Source organism: Pseudomonas sp. LFM046 (assembly GCF_000949385.2).
GTDB lineage: Bacteria > Pseudomonadota > Gammaproteobacteria > Pseudomonadales > Pseudomonadaceae > Metapseudomonas.
Genome location: NZ_JYKO02000001.1, coordinates 2546564 through 2565355, shown reverse-complemented (window position 1 = coordinate 2565355; position 18792 = coordinate 2546564). Strand labels below are relative to the sequence as shown.

At 64.1% G+C, this 18792-nt stretch carries 21 protein-coding genes; 8 read left to right on the top strand and 13 right to left on the bottom strand.

Annotated features, from left to right (window positions below; all coding sequences use genetic code 11):
* Positions 1 to 279 precede the first annotated feature (279 nt).
* The gene (locus TQ98_RS11895; protein ID WP_044872791.1) at positions 280 to 813 is read left to right on the top strand and encodes an Rrf2 family transcriptional regulator; all 534 of its coding nucleotides are present in this window, start codon (positions 280 to 282) and stop codon (positions 811 to 813) included.
* Between the two features lie 37 nt (positions 814 to 850).
* Here the strand turns inward: TQ98_RS11895 and TQ98_RS27760 are convergent, their stop codons facing one another.
* Positions 851 to 994: a hypothetical protein gene (locus tag TQ98_RS27760; protein ID WP_158249353.1), complete on the bottom strand. Its 144-nt coding sequence runs from the start codon at positions 992 to 994 to the stop codon at positions 851 to 853.
* Between the two features lie 267 nt (positions 995 to 1261).
* Positions 1262 to 1840: an ABATE domain-containing protein gene (locus TQ98_RS11890; protein ID WP_044872792.1), complete on the bottom strand. Its 579-nt coding sequence runs from the start codon at positions 1838 to 1840 to the stop codon at positions 1262 to 1264.
* A gap of 177 nt (positions 1841 to 2017) precedes the next feature.
* Here TQ98_RS11890 and TQ98_RS11885 point away from each other — a divergent pair, with 177 nt between their 5' ends.
* From TQ98_RS11885 to TQ98_RS11875, 3 genes are all read left to right on the top strand, one after another.
* Positions 2018 to 2905, top strand: coding sequence for an alpha/beta hydrolase (locus tag TQ98_RS11885; RefSeq protein ID WP_044872793.1), 888 nt, complete (start codon positions 2018 to 2020; stop codon positions 2903 to 2905).
* Positions 2906 to 3002: 97 nt separating this feature from the next.
* Positions 3003 to 3635, top strand: coding sequence for a TetR/AcrR family transcriptional regulator (locus TQ98_RS11880; protein WP_044872794.1), 633 nt, complete (start codon positions 3003 to 3005; stop codon positions 3633 to 3635).
* Between the two features lie 48 nt (positions 3636 to 3683).
* Positions 3684 to 4667: an MDR family oxidoreductase gene (locus TQ98_RS11875; RefSeq protein ID WP_044872795.1), complete on the top strand. Its 984-nt coding sequence runs from the start codon at positions 3684 to 3686 to the stop codon at positions 4665 to 4667.
* Between the two features lie 163 nt (positions 4668 to 4830).
* Here TQ98_RS11875 and TQ98_RS11870 read toward each other — a convergent pair whose 3' ends face one another.
* Positions 4831 to 5331, bottom strand: a complete 501-nt coding sequence (locus tag TQ98_RS11870) for a VOC family protein (protein WP_044872796.1) — start codon at positions 5329 to 5331, stop codon at positions 4831 to 4833.
* A 244-nt stretch (positions 5332 to 5575) separates the two neighbouring features.
* Between TQ98_RS11870 and TQ98_RS11865 the strand changes: the two genes are divergently transcribed.
* Together TQ98_RS11865 and TQ98_RS11860 are read left to right on the top strand one after the other, a co-directional pair.
* Positions 5576 to 6313, top strand: coding sequence for an SDR family oxidoreductase (locus TQ98_RS11865; protein WP_044872797.1), 738 nt, complete (start codon positions 5576 to 5578; stop codon positions 6311 to 6313).
* A 13-nt stretch (positions 6314 to 6326) separates the two neighbouring features.
* Positions 6327 to 6533 carry a 4-oxalocrotonate tautomerase family protein gene (locus TQ98_RS11860; protein WP_044872798.1) on the top strand — a complete coding sequence of 69 codons (207 nt, stop codon included), beginning with the start codon at positions 6327 to 6329 and terminating at the stop codon, positions 6531 to 6533.
* Between the two features lie 159 nt (positions 6534 to 6692).
* On the opposite strand, the gene TQ98_RS11855 is transcribed toward TQ98_RS11860, so the two are convergent.
* Complete coding sequence (locus TQ98_RS11855) at positions 6693 to 7742, bottom strand: nitronate monooxygenase (RefSeq protein ID WP_044872799.1); 1050 nt, start codon at positions 7740 to 7742, stop codon at positions 6693 to 6695.
* A 94-nt stretch (positions 7743 to 7836) separates the two neighbouring features.
* Here TQ98_RS11855 and TQ98_RS11850 point away from each other — a divergent pair, with 94 nt between their 5' ends.
* Positions 7837 to 8712 carry a LysR family transcriptional regulator gene (locus TQ98_RS11850; protein WP_044872800.1) on the top strand — a complete coding sequence of 292 codons (876 nt, stop codon included), beginning with the start codon at positions 7837 to 7839 and terminating at the stop codon, positions 8710 to 8712.
* Between the two features lie 15 nt (positions 8713 to 8727).
* Here the strand turns inward: TQ98_RS11850 and TQ98_RS11845 are convergent, their stop codons facing one another.
* The 6 genes from TQ98_RS11845 to gorA form a co-directional block, all read right to left on the bottom strand.
* A complete protein-coding gene (locus tag TQ98_RS11845) occupies positions 8728 to 9186 on the bottom strand; it encodes a GFA family protein (protein ID WP_052659210.1) in 459 nt (152 codons plus the stop codon).
* Positions 9187 to 9358: 172 nt separating this feature from the next.
* Entirely contained in the window at positions 9359 to 10528 is a 1170-nt protein-coding gene (locus TQ98_RS11840; RefSeq protein ID WP_044872801.1) for an iron-containing alcohol dehydrogenase, read from the bottom strand.
* Between the two features lie 8 nt (positions 10529 to 10536).
* Positions 10537 to 11928, bottom strand: a complete 1392-nt coding sequence (locus tag TQ98_RS11835; RefSeq protein ID WP_044872802.1) for an aldehyde dehydrogenase family protein — start codon at positions 11926 to 11928, stop codon at positions 10537 to 10539.
* Between the two features lie 44 nt (positions 11929 to 11972).
* Positions 11973 to 12779, bottom strand: a complete 807-nt coding sequence (locus TQ98_RS11830) for a dienelactone hydrolase family protein (protein ID WP_044872803.1) — start codon at positions 12777 to 12779, stop codon at positions 11973 to 11975.
* A gap of 152 nt (positions 12780 to 12931) precedes the next feature.
* The gene (locus tag TQ98_RS11825; protein ID WP_044872804.1) at positions 12932 to 13555 is read right to left on the bottom strand and encodes a trimeric intracellular cation channel family protein; all 624 of its coding nucleotides are present in this window, start codon (positions 13553 to 13555) and stop codon (positions 12932 to 12934) included.
* A 6-nt stretch (positions 13556 to 13561) separates the two neighbouring features.
* Positions 13562 to 14920, bottom strand: a complete 1359-nt coding sequence (gorA, locus tag TQ98_RS11820; protein WP_044872805.1) for a glutathione-disulfide reductase — start codon at positions 14918 to 14920, stop codon at positions 13562 to 13564.
* A gap of 94 nt (positions 14921 to 15014) precedes the next feature.
* On the opposite strand from gorA, the gene TQ98_RS11815 reads away from it, so the two are divergent.
* The gene (locus tag TQ98_RS11815; RefSeq protein ID WP_044872806.1) at positions 15015 to 15437 is read left to right on the top strand and encodes a VOC family protein; all 423 of its coding nucleotides are present in this window, start codon (positions 15015 to 15017) and stop codon (positions 15435 to 15437) included.
* A gap of 219 nt (positions 15438 to 15656) precedes the next feature.
* Here the strand turns inward: TQ98_RS11815 and galU are convergent, their stop codons facing one another.
* Genes galU through TQ98_RS11800 form a run of 3 tightly spaced genes read right to left on the bottom strand, consistent with a single transcriptional unit; the run spans position 15657 to position 18291 of the window.
* On the bottom strand, positions 15657 to 16496 hold the full coding sequence (gene galU / locus TQ98_RS11810; RefSeq protein ID WP_028628025.1) for a UTP--glucose-1-phosphate uridylyltransferase GalU: 840 nt from the start codon (positions 16494 to 16496) through the stop codon (positions 15657 to 15659).
* A 47-nt stretch (positions 16497 to 16543) separates the two neighbouring features.
* Positions 16544 to 18010 (bottom strand): UDP-glucose/GDP-mannose dehydrogenase family protein, encoded by a 1467-nt coding sequence (locus TQ98_RS11805; RefSeq protein WP_146036006.1) that lies wholly within the window; start codon positions 18008 to 18010, stop codon positions 16544 to 16546.
* Entirely contained in the window at positions 18007 to 18291 is a 285-nt protein-coding gene (locus tag TQ98_RS11800) for a hypothetical protein (protein ID WP_044872808.1), read from the bottom strand. Before TQ98_RS11800 ends, TQ98_RS11805 begins: the two co-directional genes overlap by 4 nt.
* Between the last annotated feature and the right edge of the window lie 501 nt (positions 18292 to 18792).

Sequence of the window (18792 nt, the reverse complement as noted above, 5' to 3'; positions counted from 1 at the left end):
GACATGGTCCTGCCGGATTCTGAGGTTCTTGTCTCGAACCACACCGACTAACTACGACTGTATTGATCGCAGTTAAAATCGGCAAGCTTTTTTTCTTGCCCGGTGCCCCGCTCGTCGCCATCATCGTTTCCAGACCTCAATAAATCTGGGTCTATTACCGCAGACCCATTAGCATTGAGCCATTGCCGGACGTGATAGCACCGCGTGCAAGCCATCCTGAAAACGGCATGGCGTCAAAGAAAGGCCCAATAAAGGCGATTGTAGTAGTCGGAGTTATAAATGGCGTTGTATAGCGCGGGGGTTGAGTACGGCATCCACTGCCTCCTCTACCTGACAGACGAGAAAGGCGATGGCCGCGAAGCCAGCGTGCGCGCCCTGGCTGAGCTGCAGGGCGTTCCCCCGGAATTGCTGGCCAAGGTCTTCACCCGCCTGGCCAAGGCGGGACTGGTGAAGGCCACCGAAGGCGTGCGCGGCGGTTTCCGCCTGGCACGGCCGGCGGACGAGATCACGGTGCTGGACATCGTCCGCGCCATCGACGGGGACAAGCAGATTTTCGAGTGTCGGGACGTGCGGGAGCGCTGTGCGCTTTTCGACGGCAACTGCCCTGCGCCGGATTGGGCCACGATGGGCCCCTGCTCCATTCACGCGGTGATGATGCAGGCCCAGCAGCGCATGGAAGAAGCGCTGGCCCAGCAGACCGTGCTCGATCTGGTCCGCCGCGTGGCGCGCAAGGCTCCCCCGGAATTCGGCGAGCAGGTCCTGCGCTGGATGAACGATCGAAGTGATGGCAAGACGGAAGTCGGGCCGCTCTGAACCGGCTTCAGTGCGACCGTCTGGGCGGTAACGACGGTTACTGGAAGATCTCGCCGAGGCTGACCAGTGGAACGCCGAAGGCAGCGTTCGAGTAGTGAGCTTGCGGGTCGCTCAGCAGAGAAGCCAGAAGCATGGCGCCCAGCAGAGCAGGTGCAATGAGGAAAGCGAGATAGTGGCGCATGGTGGTCCTCCGCCATCCCGGCCGAACCGGCATGGAGCAATTTCTTGTTGTAGGTGCGCCCAGTGTGCCGCCATCGCCACCTCGAGACTTTTCATTGCGTGTCAGTGCCTTCGCAAATCGCGCCAATAGCCGACCGTTCATCGGAGTTGCAGTTGTGGCCTGACCTGAATCAGCCGCAGGTCGGCCGGGATCGCCGGCCCTCCCTATCGCAATCGAAAAATCAGGAATACCCCGGCTAGAAGTCCGGCGCGGCGCCCTACCTCCCCCTCACTGCTGCTTGCGCTTGCGGAACTCAGCAACCTTATGGCGGTTTCCGCACAGGGCCATGCTGCACCACCGGCGCCGATGAGATTTAGTGCGATCGTAGAACCACAGCACGCAGTCCGGGTGCTCACAGACCCTCACCAGGTTGAAGTCGCCTTCCACGAGTAATTCCGCCGCTGCCTCCGCCAGGGGCGCCAGATACTGCTCGGCCGTTGCACGGTCGCGCAGCCTATGCAGGCGAGGTTCACCGTCAACTGACCAGTCCAGGCACAGCCGACTGGGGGTGGCCAGGAACCGATTGAGTACGGTGGGGCGGCCGTGTTCGCCGGCCTTGCGCTGTTCTACCAGCTCGCGCACCGCTTCCCGCAGGGTCAACGCCGCTTGCAGCAACTCCCCTTGAGGAAAGCTCGCGGCAGGCAATTTCCATCCCGTGCGCACCAGCCACGCCTGCACATCTGCATCGCTGCGCCAGAACTCGAATGGAGCACTGTCTACCACGGCTCGCGTATTGAGCATGTCGAGGACCGGATGGTCAGCCAGCACCAGGGGCTCGCTTGGGGCGGTAACTGTGGTGTCAGTCATGGTGGCACTCCGTGAAAGGAATGCCTTGAAGTGTAACCCCATAAGACGTCCATGTGCAGTTACGACGAGCGACCAAGGTAACCTTTATAAAAAACGTTGACAGGTTACATGCTGAGATCATACTCAGACCTTGTAACCATTCATCAACGCAACACCAGTTACGGAGAAAAAGCCGCCATGACCTCGCCCCTCGCCCATATCCCGGTCCGCAACCGCTTCGTAGAAGCCGATGGCGTTCGTGTCTTCTATCGCGAAGCTGGAGACCCGGCGTCCCCCACCCTACTGTTGATCCACGGCTATCCCAGTTCCTCCCACCAATTCCGCGACCTGATTCCACTGCTGGCCGACCGGTTCCACATCGTCGCCCCGGACCTGCCAGGCTTCGGATTCACCGAAGTGCCGGCGGAGCGCGAATACCGCTATAGCTTCGACGTCCTGGCCGTCACCCTAGGTGCCTTCGTCGAGAAACTGGGCCTGAAGCGCTATGCCCTCTATGTCTTCGACTACGGCGCCCCTACCGGCCTGCGACTGGCGCTGGCCCACCCGGAACGCGTCACCGGACTGGTATCGCAGAATGGCAACGCTTATCTGGAAGGCCTGGGCGATGCCTGGGAACCTATCCGCGCCTACTGGGCCGAACCGAACAATCCCGAGCGCCGGAAAATGGTGCACGACGCCGTGCTGAACCTGGAAGGCACCCGCTGGCAATACGTTCACGGCGTGAAGGACGTCGAATTGATCGCCCCCGAGTCGTACTACCTGGATGCCTTGTTGCTGGAACGCCCTGGCAACAAGGACATTCAATTGGATCTGTTCCTCGACTACGCAAACAACCTTGCGCTCTACCCTGCGTTCCAGGCGTTCTTCCGTGATACACGGCTGCCGACACTGGCGATCTGGGGCGAACACGATCCCTTCTTCATCCCGCCGGGCGCCGAGGCCTACAAACGCGACAACCCCAACGCGGTCGTGGAGCTGCTGGATACCGGGCACTTCGCCCTGGAGACCCACGTCGGCCATATCGCCCAGCGAATCCGGGCGGTGTTGGGCGATATCCCCGCCTAACGCTTGCCAAGGCGAAGAGGGGGTGGGGGCGAGTTGATTCGCCCCCACTACCTTTCTCTGATTGATTCTCTAGACAATCGGTCTAAAATCCCCCGCCATGACCGACGCCCTTTCCAAACCACGCCGCGGCCGACCGCCCAAGGTGGACCGCGACTACCCAGACACCCGTGACGCGCTGATCCGCTGCGGCATGGAAATCCTCACCGAGCAGGGTTTCATGTCCACCGGCATCGACACGGTGCTGAAGCGCGTGGGCGTTCCCAAGGGCTCCTTCTATCACTACTTCGCCAGCAAGGAGGCGTTCGGCCAGGCGGTGCTGGACAGCTATTCCAGCTACTTCGCCCATAAACTGGATCGCTGGTTCCTGCAGGACGAGGTCCCCCCGCTCCAACGCCTGGAGAATTTCGTCGAGGACGCCAAGGCCGGCATGACCCGCTTTCAGTTCACGCGGGGCTGCCTGGTGGGCAACCTGGGCCAGGAAGTGGCCATTCTTCCGGACAGTTTCCGCCTGGAGCTGGAAGGCACGCTGCGCAGTTGGCAGGACCGCCTCGCTCGCGTCTTGCGCACGGCGCAGGACGCGGGTGAGTTGGCAGCCGGGGCCGATTGCGACGCGCTGGCGGCGTTCTTCTGGATCGGCTGGGAAGGCGCCGTGCAGCGCGCGCGGCTGACGCGGGACAATGTCCCGCTGGATGTATTCATCAAGGGTTTTCTCGCCGGATTACCGCGCTAGGTTTTCCGGGCCTATTTATAGACAACTGGTCTAAATGGAGGTGTGAGCATGTTCAACGCAATCCTGATCGAGAAAGACGAAGCCGGTTACCGCGCCAGCAACACCCAACTGGACGACGCCCAGCTGCCCGAGGGCGACGTGACCGTGCGGGTGGCCTACAGCACCCTCAACTACAAGGACGGCCTGGCCATTAGCGGCAAGATTCCGGTGGTGCGTCAGTTCCCCATGGTGCCGGGCATCGACCTGGCCGGCACGGTGGAAGCCAGCAGCCACCCCGACTACAAGGTGGGCGACCTGGTGCTGCTGAACGGCTGGGGAGTGGGCGAAACCCATTGGGGCGGGCTGGCGCAGAAAGCGCGATTGAACGGCGACTGGCTGATCCCCCTGCCCTCCGCCTTCAGCCCGCGCCAAGCCATGGCCATCGGCACCGCTGGCTACACCGCCATGCTCTGCCTGCTGGCCCTGGAGCGCCACGGCCTGAAACCCGGCCAGGGCGACGTGCTGGTGACCGGCGCCAACGGTGGCGTCGGCAGCTTCTCCATCGCCCTGCTCGCCCGCCTCGGCTACCGGGTGGTGGCCGCCACCGGCCGCACCAGCGAGGCGGATTACCTGAAGAGTCTGGGCGCTGCGGAGATCATCGATCGCAGCGAGCTGTCCGAGCCTGGCCGCCCGCTGGGCAAGGAGCGCTGGGTCGCCGCCATCGACTCGGTGGGCAGCCATACCCTGGCCAATGTCTGCGCCGGCCTGCATGCCGATGGCGCGGTAGCCGCCTGTGGCCTGGCCCAGGGGATGGACTTCCCGGCCACCGTGGCGCCATTCATCCTGCGCGGTGTGAGCCTGCTGGGAATCAACAGCGTCACCCGCCCCCGCGCCGAGCGGATCGAGGCCTGGAACCGCCTGGTTCGGGACCTGGACATCGCCCAACTGGATGCCATCACCCGCGAGATCGGCCTGGGGGAGGCCATCGCGGTGGCCGGCGACCTGCTGGCGGGCCATGTACGTGGCCGCGTGGTGGTCAATGTGGAGGCCTGATGGGCGCCATCGCGTTTCGTAGGTTGGTGCAGGGCGCAGCGAAGCCCAACGACTCGCGGTGACCCGCCGCCTGGTGGACAGCCCGCCAGGCGGAGCCGCCGGTAAGCGCGAAAGGTGGATCGATGGAGCGCGATCCACCCTACGACCAGGCAGGTTCCGACATTCAGCCGTCGTAGGCCTTCTTCAGCGTGGCGATATCCAGTTTTTGCATCTTCAGCATCGCGGTGAAGGCGCGCTGGGACTTCGCGGTGTCCGGGTCGAGCATCATGGCCATCAGCACGCTGGGCACTACCTGCCAGGACAGGCCGAACCTGTCCTTGAGCCACCCACATTGCTGGGCGTTCTTGTCCCCTCCGGCGGAAAGCCGGTCCCAGTAAAAGTCCACTTCGTCCTGGGTCTCGCAGTTGATCTGGAAGGACACCGCCTCGGTCAGGCTGAAGACCGGCCCGCCGTTCAGGGCGGTGAAGGTCTGGCCGTCCAGCTCGAACTCGACGGTCAGCACCGAGCCCGCTTCCTTGCCATGAACCTCCTTGCCCGCCTCGCCGTAGCGGCTGATGGCGTTGATCTTCGAGTTTGGAAAGATGCCGACGTAGAAGTTGGCGGCGGCTTCGGCCTGGTCGTCGAACCACAGGCATGGGGTGATGGTGTTGATCCGTTTGCTCATGGCGCACCTCCTGGTGAGTTGAAAGACGATAGCCAATCACTCACTGGTCGATTGGCCGTCCGGCGAATCGACAGCCCGCCCCCCAGATAGCGCACTTGCCGCGAAGCGACTCATTACACGAGGTATCAACTGAAGTGCTGGATGACTTATTTATCCGCAAATCCGGCACAAATATAGTCGGTTCCAACAGAGCGGCGCCCTCTGCACATCCTGAGTCTTCTCCCTCCAATCGAGGATCATCGTCATGCAAGGCACCAACAGAACTGTCGTGATCACGGGCGCTTCCAGCGGCATCGGACTTGGCCTGGCCCAGGCCTACCTGGCACGCGGCTTCAACGTCGTCGGCTCGGCCCGCAGTGAAGAACGCCTGGCAGCCGCCGCCGAACAACTGGGCAATCCCGCCAACTTCATCGGCGTGGCAGGCGATATCGCCAGACCGGACACCGCCAAGCGTCTGTTCGACCGCGCCATCGAGCGTTTCGGCCAGGTCGATGTGCTGGTGAACAACGCGGGCATCTTCATTCCCAGCCCGATCACCGACTACAGCGAAGAGGACCTGGAGTCGATGCTCGGCACCAACCTCAAGGGCGTGGTCTACGCCTCCCAGGAAGCAGCCCGACACATGATTCCGCGTCGCCAGGGGCACATCATCACCATCACCGCGTCTGTCGGCATTCAGCCTAACCGGGACGTACCGGCTTCGTTGCCGACCCTGATCAAGGGCGGCCTGAACCAGTTCACCCGTGCCCTGGCCCTGGAATTGTCGCCCCATGACATCAAGGTCAACGCCGTGGCCCCCGGCATCATCGAGACACCGATGCACGATCCGTCGATCCGCGACTTCCTCAATGGCCTGCAGCCGGTAGGCCATATCGGCCAGGTCCAGGACATCGCCGACGCGGTGCTCTACCTCTCGGACGCCAGCTTCACCACCGGCGTGGTACTGCCGGTTGACGGCGGCATGAGCACCGGCACCTGGTAAGGAGGAAAACACCATGCCTTTCGTCAGCGTACGCATTACCCGCGATGGCGTGACCCGCGAGCAGAAAGCCCAGGTCATCGCCGAAATCACCGAGACCCTGCAACGGGTCCTGGGCAAACGCCCGGACCTGACCCACATCGTGATCGAAGAAGTCGACACCGATAACTGGGGCTACTCCGGGATCACCACGACCGAATACCGCCGGCAGCAACCTGGCTGAGCGAACCGATCCGCCAGGGGGCTCGCCCCCTTGCCCGAATGACCGAGAGGTTGTTCGGGCTTTTTTATGGAGGGTGATTTACGTCGTTGGCGTGCATTCCCTTCCCGTTCCCCAACCCTCTCCCGCGAGCGGGAGAGGGAGAGGGAGTGGTCGTTGCGATCAGCCCTTCATTTCCTGCACCAGCAGCTTCACCAGTTCGGCGGCCGGCATCTCACGCGCCAGCGGCGCGCCCTGGCCAGCCCACTGCACGGCGAAGTCGTTGCAGCCCTTGGCGCTGGCGGCGGCGTGCAAGGCCTTGGCGGCGTCGTAGGTCGTTGGGTAGTCCGGCAGCGTCGGTGCATCCGGAGTGTCCAGATCAGCCCACAGACGGTTGACCATTCCCCGCGCCGCGCGGCCGGAGATGGCGGCGGTGATACGGGTGTGGTGGGCACGCTCGCTCTTGAGGGCGGCGCGGTAGGCGGCATTGGCGGAAGACTCCAGGCTGGGGACGAACGCCGTTCCCAGTTGTGCGCCCTGCGCGCCCAGCATCATCGCGGCACCAATGCCCTGCCCATCCATGATGCCGCCGGCGGCGATCACCGGCAGGTGGCAGTGGCGAGCGATCAGGCGCACCAGCGCCAGGGTGCCGATGCCGGCATCCCCCTTCTCCGGCTCGAAGACGCCGCGGTGACCGCCGGCTTCCACGCCCTGGGCGACAATCGCGTCCACGCCGGCGTCTTCTACCAAACGGGCTTCTTCCAGCGTGGTGGCACTGGCCAGCAGGCCAATGCCGGCAGTCTTCAGGGCATCGATCCACGCTCTCGGCGGCAACCCGAAATGGAAGCTCACCACCGCCGGGCGCTCCTCCAGCAGCATCTGCAGCATGTCCGGGTCATCGAGAAAGCTCTTGTAGATCTCGCGAATGGCGGCCGGCGGCTCGGCGCCGAACTCGGCGAACAGGGGCCGCAGGAAGTCCAGCCAAGCCGCCTCGCGCTGGGCGTCAGCGCGGGCTGGACGGTGACAGAAGAGGTTCACATTGAAGGGCCGATCGGTCAGGGCACGGGTTTCCGCGATCATGGCGCGAGCCTGAGCCGGGGTGCTCGCACCGATGCCGATGGACCCCAGGGCCCCCGCATTGGACACGGCAGCCGCCAGGGCCGGTGTGGAAACGCCCACCATGGGGGCCTGGATGATCGGGTGCTCGATACCGAGCAGGTGGGTGATGGACATGTCGCGGCAACTCCCCTACACGTGAAAACCTGGCCAATCTATCTCATATGGAGAATAATTTTAACCATTCATTCTCTATATGAGATCGTAAGCCATGGATCTATCCAGCCTGGAGATCTTCCGCGCGGTCGCGCTGGAACACAGCGTGACCCGTGCGGCCCAGCGCCTGCAGCGGGCGCAATCCAACGTCACCACGCGAATTCGCCAGTTGGAGGAAGCGCTGGGCGTCCCGCTCTTTCTCCGCGATGGCAAACGCATGACCCTCACCGACAGAGGGCAGACCTTCCTCGACTACAGCGAACGCCTGATGGCCCTGGCCGACGAAGCCCGCCAGGCAATGCACCCGCAACAGCCGGGTGGGCGCCTGCGCCTGGGCAGCATGGAGAGCACCGCAGCCAGTCGCCTTCCCGGCCCGCTTTCGCAATTCCACGGCCAGTGTCCCGATGTGGAACTGGAGGTGAGCACGGGCACCAGCCAGGCGCTGGTGGAGGGTGTACTCGCCCGTCGCCTGGATTGCGCCCTGGTGGCCTGGCCCGAGGGCAAGGCCACCTGGCAGGAGGAAGTCGCTGCCCTTGGGCTGGAGGCCCTGCCAGTGTTCGAGGAGGAGTTGCTGCTGGTGCTGCCTGCCAGCCATCCGCCCGTGAAAAGCGCCGCCGATGTCCAGGTGAACGGCCTGGCAGGCTTCGCCGAGGGCTGCACCTACCGGCAGATCGCCGAGAACTGGCTATCCGCCGACGGACGCACACCACCGAAAGTGCAGCAGGTGGGTTCCTACCACGCCATCCTCGCCTGCGTGGCGGCCGGCTCCAGCGTCGGCGTCCTGCCGCGCTCGGTGCTGGAACTGCAGCGCGAGCCACCCCGCCTCGGCCAATTGCCGCTGATGCGGGTGGTGACCCTGCTGGTCTGGCGTCAGGGCTACGCGACCGCCTCCTTCGAGGCATTCCGCGAGGTACTGCACAGCGCCAACTGACGCCCGGCGCCGGCGTTATCCAGCCTGCCAGGCTACCGGCTCACCGCTGTCGGCCCAGCCCTCGTGACGTGGCAGGCCGTCGTCCGGCAAGGTCAGGAGCGGGTGTTTTGAGCGCACGAAGACGTAGCGGTCGGGTTTGCCGCCCGGGTCGGAGTCGCGGTCCAGGGTGGGGACGTGCACCAGCTCGACGTCAGGGGCACCGTCCACGTGCAGGTACATGTGGCAGCCGCACTCGGAGCAGAAGTAACGGTGGCAGGTCGCCTTGGAGTGGTAGCACTTCAGCTTGTCGGCGTTGGCGGTGATCGTGAAGGACTTCAGCTCCACCACCGCGATGATGGCCATGGCGCCGCCGCAGATATCGGTGCAGTCGGTGCACAGGCAGTAATGCACTTCCAAGGGCCGCGAGGTGTATTGGTAGCGCACGGGGTTATCGTCACAGCGGCAGCCGCCGACCGCCTTGAATGACTCGGTCATCGTTGTTCTCCCTACGAGGTTGAACCCACAGACAACGCCGGTCCGCGCCAGCGTGCACCGGCAAAGGTCTGGTTCGTGGAAATGAGAAGAGTCCCGAAAATCACCCGAAGCGAGCCTCGATCCGTGTGACCACGGATCAGGTGGACCTTACCGCTGCATTGATCAGATTAGTTCAGAGCCGACCGTGGAGCGCCTTCTCGAAGATGCGGCTGTAGGTCTTCGCGTCGTACGGGACCGGATTGGTACCGGCCGACGGATCGACCTCGGCCATGCGCCCGACCTGTTCTATGCGCGCATCGTCGATGCCGATATCCCCCAGGCTGTGGGGGATGTCCAGTTCGCTGCGCAGGTTCACCACCCAGTCGAGCACCCCGGCGAAGCCTGCCTGAGGCAGACCGAGGTAACGCGCCAGGCGTGCCATCGGCCCTTCGATGTAGGCGCGGTTGGCCTGCAGCACGTAGGGCATGAGCACGGCATTGAGCAAGCCGTGGTGAGCGTCGTAAAGCGCCCCCAGGGGGTGGGCCAGTGCATGCATGGCGCCAAGGCCACGCTGGAAAGCGGTAGCCCCCATGCTGGAAGCCACCAGCATCTGCAGCCGGGCTTCCACGTCCCCGCCCCTGCTGGTGGCGCGCGGCAGGTAGTCCTTGACCAGGCGCATGCCCTCCAGCGCAATCCCTTCGGCCATGGGGTGGTAGAGCGGCGAACAGTAGGCTTCCAGGCTGTGGGACAGCGCGTCCATTCCGGTGGCAGCAGTGATCTTTGGCGGCAGGCCGACGGTGAGTTCAGGGTCGAGGATGACGATGGCGGGGAGCATCCGCGCATGGAAGATGATGCGTTTGATGTGCGCCTGATCGTCGGTGATGACCGCTGCACGCCCCACTTCCGAACCGGTACCGGCCGTGGTGGGCACCGCAACTACCGGCGCCATCCCGGCGACGTTCACCCGCGAGGCATTGTCACCGACGTCTTCGAAATCCCAGAGCGGGCGGTCCTGCCCGACCATCAGCGCAATGGCCTTGCCGGCATCCAGCGCCGAGCCGCCGCCGAAGGCGATCACACCGTCGTGGCCACGCGCCTTGAAGGCCGCCACACCGTCCATCACGTTCGGCCCGGTCGGGTTGCCCTTGATCTGGTGGAACAGCCCCGCCTTGAGCCCGGCATCGCGGCATTGGCGCAGGGCCGACTCGATCATCGGCAACGCGGCGAGACCCGGGTCGGTCACCAGCAGCGGCGCCTGCATGCCCAGTTCGCGGCAGGCCAGGTTCAGCTCGGCGATGCGGCCGACGCCCACCCGCACCGAGGTCGGATAGTTCCAGTTCATGCGGAATTTGCTCGCGTCCATGGCGCTCCTCACAGCTGGGTCTTGAAGTGGAAGGACTTGGGCCGGGTCAGGTGTTCGTAGCCCACCCGCGACAGGCTGCAGCCGCGCCCGGACTGTTTGACGCCGGTCCAGGCCAGGGCCGGGTCCAGGTAGTCGCATCGATTGAGGAAGACGGTGCCCGCCTCCACCCGGTCCGCCAGTGCCAGGGCGCTGGCCTCGTCCTGGCTGAAGATGGCGGCGGTCAGGCCGTAGGAGCTGTCATTCATCAGCGCCAGGGCTTCCTCGTCGTTGCGAACCTTCTGGATGCCCACCACCGGGCCGAAGGATTCCTCGCTCATGACGCGCATGCCGTGGTGCACGCCGGTGAGCACCTGGGGCGCCAAGTAGGCGCTGCCGGTCTTCTCCAGCGGGAAGGCGGCCGGGTCCAGATGCGCCCTGGCGCCCTGCCCCACAGCCTCCCTCACCTGGGCACGGACGAAGTCCGCCGCCTCGGCGCGGACCAGCGGGCCGAGGGTGGTCTCCGGGTCGTCGGAACGGCCCAGGCGATACGCACCCACCAGGGCCACGGCCTGTTCGACGAAGGCATCAAAGAGATCGGCGTGCACGTAGATGCGCTCGATGCCACAGCAGGACTGCCCGCTATTGAAGAAGGCACCATCGATGGCGGTTTCCACGGCGTGGGCGAGATTGGCGTCGGCGCGCACATAGGCCGGGTCCTTGCCGCCCAGCTCCAATCCTGAACTGATGAAGCGTCCGGCGGCGGCGCGCTCCACCATGGCGCCGCCTGCCACCGAGCCGGTAAAGGCCACGTGCCGGACCGGTTCGGCCTGGATCAGCCGCTCCGTGTCGGCATGGGTCAGGTGCAGGTACTGCAACACGCCCGGCGGCAGGCCGGCTTCGGCGAAAGCCTCCACCATGCGTTCAGCGCAGAGCGGCGTCTGGGCCGAGTGTTTGAGCAACACGCAATTGCCCGCCAGCAAAGCCGGGACAACGGCATTCACCGCCGTCAGGTAGGGGTAGTTCCAGGGCGCGATGACCAGCGCAAGCCCCAGGGGTTCGCGGCGGATCAGGCGGGTGAAGCCCGGTTTGTCCGGCAGTCGGATATCTGCCAGGGCTTCTTCGGCGATATCCGCCATGTAGCTGGCGCGTTCGACGAAGCCGCGAATCTCCCCCGGTGCGTAACGGATCGGCCGCCCCATCATCCAGCTGAGCTCCTCGGCCAGCTGCGCCTCGCGCGCGGCGAAAGCGGCAATGGCTCGGCGGGCGATGGCGACGCGCTCGGCCACCGGCGTGGCCTTCCAGGTGTTACGTGCGACTTCGGCTCGCTCCAGTGCTGCCGCGACCTCTGCGGACGAGGCCCAGGGCCGCTCGACATAGACCGAGCCATCGATGGGCGAAAGGGTCTGCAGCAGCTTGCTCATGGTACGGCTCCCTTGTTTGTCTAATTTTCAGCCTAGCCAACGCGCTACTGACCGAGGGTCTCCTTGAACAGCGCCTGCATGTCGGCCCAGGAGTTCTCGTCGGCGACCTTGCTGTACCCGAGGTCCGGGCCCTTCTCGCTGCCGTGGCCGGCATGGCTGAGGCGGTCGGCATCCGGGTTGGTGAAGCTGTGCTTGGCCTTGGGCTGGATGACCACGCGGTAGTCGGCCTGGGCCTTGTCGAACTCTTCCTTGAACGCGTTTACCGCCGACATGGGCACGAGGGTGTCCTTCGCACCATGCTCCACCAGTACCTTCGCCTTGACGCTGCCGGGCGTAGCCGGGGTGGTGGTGGCCAAGGGGCCGTGAAAACTGACCGCTGCGGCCAGGGGCACGCCCTGGCGAACCATGTCCAGCACCACCTTGCCGCCAAGGCAGTAGCCAATGGCAGCCAGTTTGTCGGGGTCGGTCTGGGGTTGCGCCTTGAGCAGGTCGAGCCCGGCGAGGAAACGCCCCTTGGCCGCCGGGGCGCTGGACATCGCAGCCTGCATGAAGGCCTGGGCTTCAGCCGGGTGCTCGGTGTTCTTGCCATCGCCGTACATGTCGATGGCCAGTGCGCTGTAGCCGAGGGCCGCCAGATCGCGGGCGCGGCGCTTGATATAGCTGTCGAGGCCCCACCACTCGTGGACCACCACGACACCTGGACGCTTACCGGCAATGGCGTCGTCGTAGGCGAAGTAACCGATGAGGGTCGTGCCGTCCGGCCCCTTGTAGGGCATTTCACTGGTCTTGATTTCGGCCTGGGCGAGACCGGCGCCGAGGAGCAGCGCAAGCAGCAAAGCGACTCTGGACATGATGCTTTCCTCCAACCTGGGTTGGTAACGAGCAGCAGCATCCAGTGTCGCGGGTTTGGCGAAATTCGCCAGAAATTGCAGTGAAAAACGTCTACTCGATGGGGCCGAGGACGCCGCTCAGCACAAGGCCATCGCGGCGCTCGAGCCTGATGTCACTCCCGGTCCAGCAGGTGGAAGCGCGGCAGTGAGAGTCTCCAGTGGATGGCCGCCAGCCGGATCAACAGCACCACCAGCATGGCCACGGCAGTGCCCAGCCAGTCTGGCAGCGCCACCTCGCGCAGGCCGATGAAAACCAGGGAACCCGCGATGCAGGCGATGGCGTAGATCTCCTTCTGAAAGATCAGCGGCACTTCGTTGCAGATGATGTCCCGCAGGACGCCGCCGCCGACCGCGGTGATCACACCCATGATCACCGCGGTGCCCGGTTCCAGATGGTGCTGCAGCGCAACCTGGGTGCCGTAGACGGTGAATACGGCGAGGCCGAAGGCATCCGCCAGCAGCAGGCCGGTTTCGTTGATGGGCCGGGTCAGGCGTACCCAGAGCACCGTGCCCACGGCGGCCAGGGACGCCACAAGAATGTAGGTGTCATCCCTGATCCAGCTCACCGGGTGGTTGCCGAGGATGACGTCACGCAGGGTGCCGCCGCCCAACGCGGTGATGACGGCGATGACCAGCACGCCGAACAGGTCCATGGATTTGCGCCCCGCCATCAGCGCACCGGTGATGGCGAAGACCGCCACGCCGAACAAGTCGGAAAGGTAGAAGAGCTGCGTCATTCAGGGTCAGGCACCAACCGGGGTACGCATGGTGACGAACTCCTCAGCGGCCGTGGGATGCACGCCGATGGTTTCGTCGAAGATGCGTTTGGTGGCGCCGGCCTTGATTGCCACGGCCAGACCCTGGACGATCTCGCCCGCCTCCGGGCCCACCATATGGCAGCCGAGGACGCGGTCGGTGTCGGCATCCACCACCAGCTTCATGAGGGTGCGCTCCTGGTTCTCGGTCAGGGTCAACTTCATGGGACGGAAGCGGCTTTCGAAGATCGTCACCTTGTGGCCCTTGGCGCGGGCCTGCTCCTCGGTCAGGCCAACAGTGCCGATGTTCGGCAGGCTGAATACGGCGGTGGGAATGTGCTCGTAATCCACCGCGCGGTATTCCTCCGGCTTGAACAGGCGCCGGGCGACGGCCATGCCTTCGGCCAGGGCCACCGGGGTGAGCTGGACGCGGCCGATCACATCACCCAGGGCGAGGATCGAGGGCTCGGTGGTCTGGTACTGGTCGTCCACCTTGATGAAGCCGCGCTCGTCCAGTTCGACGCTGGTGTTCTCCAGGCCGAGGTTATCGAGCATGGGGCGGCGGCCGGTGGCGTAGAAGACGCAGTCGGTTTCCAGGTGGCGACCATCCTTGAGGGTGGCCAGCAGGGTGCCGTCGGGCTGCTTTTCGATACTGGCGATGTCGGCGTTGAACTGCAGGTTCATGCCTTTCTTGCCCAGCTCATCGCGCAGGTGGTTGCGCACGGCGCTGTCGAAGCCGCGCAGGAACAGCTCACGGCGATAAATCAGCGTGGTCTGGGCACCCAGGCCATGGAAGATGGAGGCGAACTCGACGGCGATGTAGCCGCCGCCCACCACCAGCACACGCTTGGGCAGCTGTTTGAGGAAGAAGGCCTCGTTGGAGCTGATGGCATGCTCGCGGCCCGGGATATCGGGAATCTGCGGCCAGCCGCCCGTGGCGACGAGGATGTGCTTGGCCGTGCAGCGCTGGCCGGCGACTTCAACCGTGTGCGGGTCCACCAGCTTCGCGTGGCCTTCCAGCAGGGTGACGCCACTGTTCACCAGCAGGTTGCGGTAGATGCCGTTGAGGCGGTGGATTTCGCGGTTCTTGTTGGCGATCAGGGTCGCCCAGTCGAAGCCGGCATCGCCCAGGGACCAGCCGAAACCTTGCGCCTGCTCGAAGTCATCTGCGAAGTGCGCACCGTAGACCAGCAGCTTCTTCGGCACGCAGCCGACGTTGACGCAGGTGCCGCCCAGGTAGCGGCTTTCGGCGATGGCCACGCGGGCCCCGAAGCCGGCCGCAAAGCGCGCCGCACGCACACCGCCGGAACCGGCACCGATGACGAAAAGATCGAAGTCGTAAGCCATGGCAAGTCTCCAGAAACAAGCCGCCAGCATACCGGAAGATCTGTCTCTGACCAGTTGCCGGGCCTATTCTTGAGGCATCGAGGAGGAGAATCCCATGCGCCCCACCCTCACCCATGTGGCCCTGCATGTGCCGGAACTGGAGTCGTGCATCCGTTTCTACGAAGACTTCTGCGGCATGCGGGTGATCCACGAGCGTTGCGCCAAAGGTTCGAAGATCGTCTGGATGGCGGAACCCGGCAAGGAGCACCGGTTCATCTTCGTCATCATGCCCGGCGGCCAGGACCGCCATCTCGCCCCCGATGACTACAGCCACTTCGGCTTCGCCGTGGACAGCCGCGAACGGGTGGATGCCATCGCCGTCCAGGCCGAGGCCGTCGGCTGCCTGATCTGGCCACCGCGGGACGAGCCTTATCCGGTGGGTTACTACTGCGGCCTGCGCGACCCGGCGGGCAACTATGTCGAGTTCAGCTACGGCCAACCGCTGGGGCCGGGGTCGGAGGCCATGCCGATTCCGTAGCACGCCCGTTCATTCCAGTGGAAACACATGCAGCGCGCAGCCCTGCTGGAGGGTGGATGACGCGCTTATCATCCACCACCGGTGCCTGGCCGAGCCTCGAAAGGTGGACTGATGGCGCGTGGTCCACCCTACAAGTGCTGGGTAGCCCCCAAGGAAAACCACCAACCGAGAAAACGAAAAAGGCCGCCCGAAGGCGGCCTTTTCGCAGGTTCAGCCCGATCAGTAGGCCTTGCCGGTCTTATACAGATTCTCGAAGCAGTAGTTGGTCGCTTCGATGTAGCCTTCCGCGCCACCGCAGTCGAAACGCTTGCCCTTGAACTTGTAGGCCAGCACGCAGCCGTCCTGGGCCTGCTTCATCAGGGCGTCGGTGATCTGGATTTCACCGCCCTTGCCCGGCTCGGTCTGCTCGATGAGATCGAAGATGTCCGGAGTCAGGATGTAGCGGCCGATGATCGCCAGGTTGGAGGGGGCGTCTTCGGGCTTGGGCTTCTCGACCATGCTGTTCACACGGAAGATGTCGTCGCGGATCATCTCGCCGGCGATCACACCGTACTTGGACGTTTCCTCGCGGGGCACTTCCTGGATGGCCACGATGGAGCAACGGAACTGGTTGTACAGCTTGACCATCTGGGTCAGTACGCCGTCGCCTTCCAGGTTCAGGCAAAGGTCGTCCGCCAGCACCACGGCGAAGGGCTCGTCACCGATCAGCGGACGACCGCTGAGGATGGCGTGGCCCAGGCCTTTCATTTCCACCTGACGGGTGTAGGAGAAGCTGCATTCGTCGATCAGGCGACGGATGCCGACCAGGTATTTCTCCTTGTCGGTCCCCTTGATCTGGTGCTCCAGCTCGTAGCTGATGTCGAAATGGTCTTCCAGAGCGCGCTTGCCGCGGCCGGTAACGATGGAGATCTCGCTCAGGCCAGCATCCAGGGCCTCTTCAACGCCGTACTGGATCAGCGGCTTGTTGACCACTGGCAGCATTTCCTTGGGCATCGCCTTGGTGGCCGGCAGGAAGCGGGTGCCGTAACCGGCGGCGGGGAACAGGCATTTCTTGATCATTTCGATCCTTTGGGGTGGGTGTTATGGCGAATTGCCGCGCAGTCTAATCACGCGGCACGCGCCTTACAATGGCCGCTTGCGGGCCGTCCTATGCCTCGATACAGGAACCCTGCTTTAGCCAGCTGCGCCGGCTCGTAGAGGTTGCGTCCATCAAAGATCACGGGCATGCGCATAAGACCGCGAATCCGCTCGAAGTTCGGCTGGCGGAATTGCTTCCATTCAGTGACCAACACCAGAGCATCAGCGCCTTCGGCTGCGCTGTATGGCGAGTCCATCAGGCGCAACTGGCCGGACTCCACCGCCTTGGGGTAGCGCGCAGCGACACCGGCATTGGCCGCCGGGTCATGGGCCTGGACGCGCGCGCCGGCTTGCAGCAGTGCATCCAGCAGTACCAGGCTGGGCGCTTCGCGCAGGTCGTCGGTGCCCGGCTTGAATGCCAGCCCCCAGAGCGCCACCACCCTGCCCTGCAGGAAACCGTTGAAGTGCTCGCGCAGCGCCTGGAACAGCAGGGTCTTCTGCAGCGCGTTGCGTGCCTCCACGGCGCGCAGGATGCCAGGCTCCATGCCCTCTTGCTCGGCGGCACGGATCAGCGCCCGCACGTCCTTGGGGAAGCAGGAGCCGCCATAGCCGCAGCCGGCGTAGATGAAGTGGGTGCCGATGCGCTTGTCGCTGCCGACGCCGCGGCGCACGTCCTCGATATCCACGCCCAGCCGCGCGCAGATGCTGGCCATCTCGTTCATGAAGGAAATCTTGGTGGCGAGGAAAGCGTTGGAGGCGTACTTGGTGAATTCAGCAGCCCGCACACCCATGGCGAGTACCCGCTCGTGGTTGCGCAGGAACGGCGCGTAGAGGCGGCGGAGTTGTTCGGTGGCTTCCGGGTCGTCGCAGCCGATGATGACCCGGTCCGGGCGCATGAAGTCATCGATGGCCGAGCCTTCTTTGAGGAATTCCGGATTGCTCGCCACGTGGACCTGGAATCCCAGGCCACGCGCCGTCACGCCGGCGTTGATGTGCTGGGCCACCCGCTCCGCCGTCCCTACCGGCACCGTGGACTTGTCCACCACCAGGCATGACCGCTTGAGGCAGGCGCCGAGTTCCTCGGCCACCGCCAGCACATGACTCAGGTCGGCCGAGCCGTCCTCGCCGCTGGGTGTGCCGACCGCGATAAAGACGATGTCAGCCTGGTCGGCGCCTTCATCCATGTGTGAGGTGAAGCTCAACTGGCCGCTGGCGAGATGGGCCTGGAGCATGGGCTCAAGGCCGGGCTCGTAGATGGGCACCTGGCCTCGGGCCAAGCGCGACAGACGGAAGGGGTCCCGCTCCACGCAACTCACCTGGTTACCCATTTCGGCAAAGCAGGTCGCCGTCACCAATCCCACGTAACCCGCACCAATCACGCATATCCGCATGGAAAGCACCTCCGCCAGTGATAGGCGGATTCCATCCAAGCCTGATGGCAGGGACGTGACAACGGAATGACAGTAACGAGAAACGCCGGGAGCGCCTGGTTTCAGGATTCCAGCGGAAGTTCATTCAGCTCCATTTCGACCAAAGCCTCGGCGACTTCGTAGGGAATGGGCATGTCGCCGAAGGCCGCCAGCGCCTCCCAATGCTGGTCGAGGCCAGCGCCAATGAACGCCAGGTGATCAATCATGCGCCGCCCTGCGGTTTTCACTGCGGGGTCTTCACTGCGCATCATCTCGAAGGACATTTCACTCATCGCTGCCGTGAGATGAGTGAGACTGCGGGTGGTCAGGCTGAGCAAACGCACCAGTTGCTGCTCTTTCGATTCCATTCGTTTCCTCTCTCGCCTGATCCATTCAGGCCTTTGGGTGCCCGCGGATTCGCACTCCGGATTCGATGCGGACGTGCACCATGCTTACAGCCTTGGTCCGTTTAGCTGCAAGTAAGGTTCAACACCAGTATCGGAATGTTCCTACGACCGGGCGTTCACCGATGATATAGGAAGGAATGATTTCCCACCTATCACCGCGTGAAACGAACAGGCCCGCACGAGGCGGGCCTGGAATTCGTAGTAGGTGGCCGGTGCTGGTTTCCGGCTTGCAAGATTTTTCGGGCATCTGACAGAAGCATGTCATCTCTTCTGCTTCACACGGCGCAAGGGCTTGATCTCAGTAGGGAGATCTTTCTAACCGTGTACCCCAGGGAACGCGCCCCACGTCTTCTCACTACCCTCCTCGCGCATCAGTCTGCGTATCCACCTACTGAAATTCAGGGTAGCAAAGGCTCTGGATGCTGGCTGCGAGTTATTAGATCGTTTTCTTCCGGCCCCGCT

Bases quoted from the DNA above. Each gene is read 5' to 3' on its own strand.
- TQ98_RS11895 (WP_044872791.1), top strand. From the start codon at position 280: ATGGCGTTGTATAGCGCGGGGGTTGAGTACGGCATCCACTGCCTCCTC.
- TQ98_RS27760 (WP_158249353.1), bottom strand. From the start codon at position 994: ATGCGCCACTATCTCGCTTTCCTCATTGCACCTGCTCTGCTGGGCGCC.
- TQ98_RS11890 (WP_044872792.1), bottom strand. From the start codon at position 1,840: ATGACTGACACCACAGTTACCGCCCCAAGCGAGCCCCTGGTGCTGGCT.
- TQ98_RS11885 (WP_044872793.1), top strand. From the start codon at position 2,018: ATGACCTCGCCCCTCGCCCATATCCCGGTCCGCAACCGCTTCGTAGAA.
- TQ98_RS11880 (WP_044872794.1), top strand. From the start codon at position 3,003: ATGACCGACGCCCTTTCCAAACCACGCCGCGGCCGACCGCCCAAGGTG.
- TQ98_RS11875 (WP_044872795.1), top strand. From the start codon at position 3,684: ATGTTCAACGCAATCCTGATCGAGAAAGACGAAGCCGGTTACCGCGCC.
- TQ98_RS11870 (WP_044872796.1), bottom strand. From the start codon at position 5,331: ATGAGCAAACGGATCAACACCATCACCCCATGCCTGTGGTTCGACGAC.
- TQ98_RS11865 (WP_044872797.1), top strand. From the start codon at position 5,576: ATGCAAGGCACCAACAGAACTGTCGTGATCACGGGCGCTTCCAGCGGC.
- TQ98_RS11860 (WP_044872798.1), top strand. From the start codon at position 6,327: ATGCCTTTCGTCAGCGTACGCATTACCCGCGATGGCGTGACCCGCGAG.
- TQ98_RS11855 (WP_044872799.1), bottom strand. From the start codon at position 7,742: ATGTCCATCACCCACCTGCTCGGTATCGAGCACCCGATCATCCAGGCC.
- TQ98_RS11850 (WP_044872800.1), top strand. From the start codon at position 7,837: ATGGATCTATCCAGCCTGGAGATCTTCCGCGCGGTCGCGCTGGAACAC.
- TQ98_RS11845 (WP_052659210.1), bottom strand. From the start codon at position 9,186: ATGACCGAGTCATTCAAGGCGGTCGGCGGCTGCCGCTGTGACGATAAC.
- TQ98_RS11840 (WP_044872801.1), bottom strand. From the start codon at position 10,528: ATGGACGCGAGCAAATTCCGCATGAACTGGAACTATCCGACCTCGGTG.
- TQ98_RS11835 (WP_044872802.1), bottom strand. From the start codon at position 11,928: ATGAGCAAGCTGCTGCAGACCCTTTCGCCCATCGATGGCTCGGTCTAT.
- TQ98_RS11830 (WP_044872803.1), bottom strand. From the start codon at position 12,779: ATGTCCAGAGTCGCTTTGCTGCTTGCGCTGCTCCTCGGCGCCGGTCTC.
- TQ98_RS11825 (WP_044872804.1), bottom strand. From the start codon at position 13,555: ATGACGCAGCTCTTCTACCTTTCCGACTTGTTCGGCGTGGCGGTCTTC.
- gorA (WP_044872805.1), bottom strand. From the start codon at position 14,920: ATGGCTTACGACTTCGATCTTTTCGTCATCGGTGCCGGTTCCGGCGGT.
- TQ98_RS11815 (WP_044872806.1), top strand. From the start codon at position 15,015: ATGCGCCCCACCCTCACCCATGTGGCCCTGCATGTGCCGGAACTGGAG.
- galU (WP_028628025.1), bottom strand. From the start codon at position 16,496: ATGATCAAGAAATGCCTGTTCCCCGCCGCCGGTTACGGCACCCGCTTC.
- TQ98_RS11800 (WP_044872808.1), bottom strand. From the start codon at position 18,291: ATGGAATCGAAAGAGCAGCAACTGGTGCGTTTGCTCAGCCTGACCACC.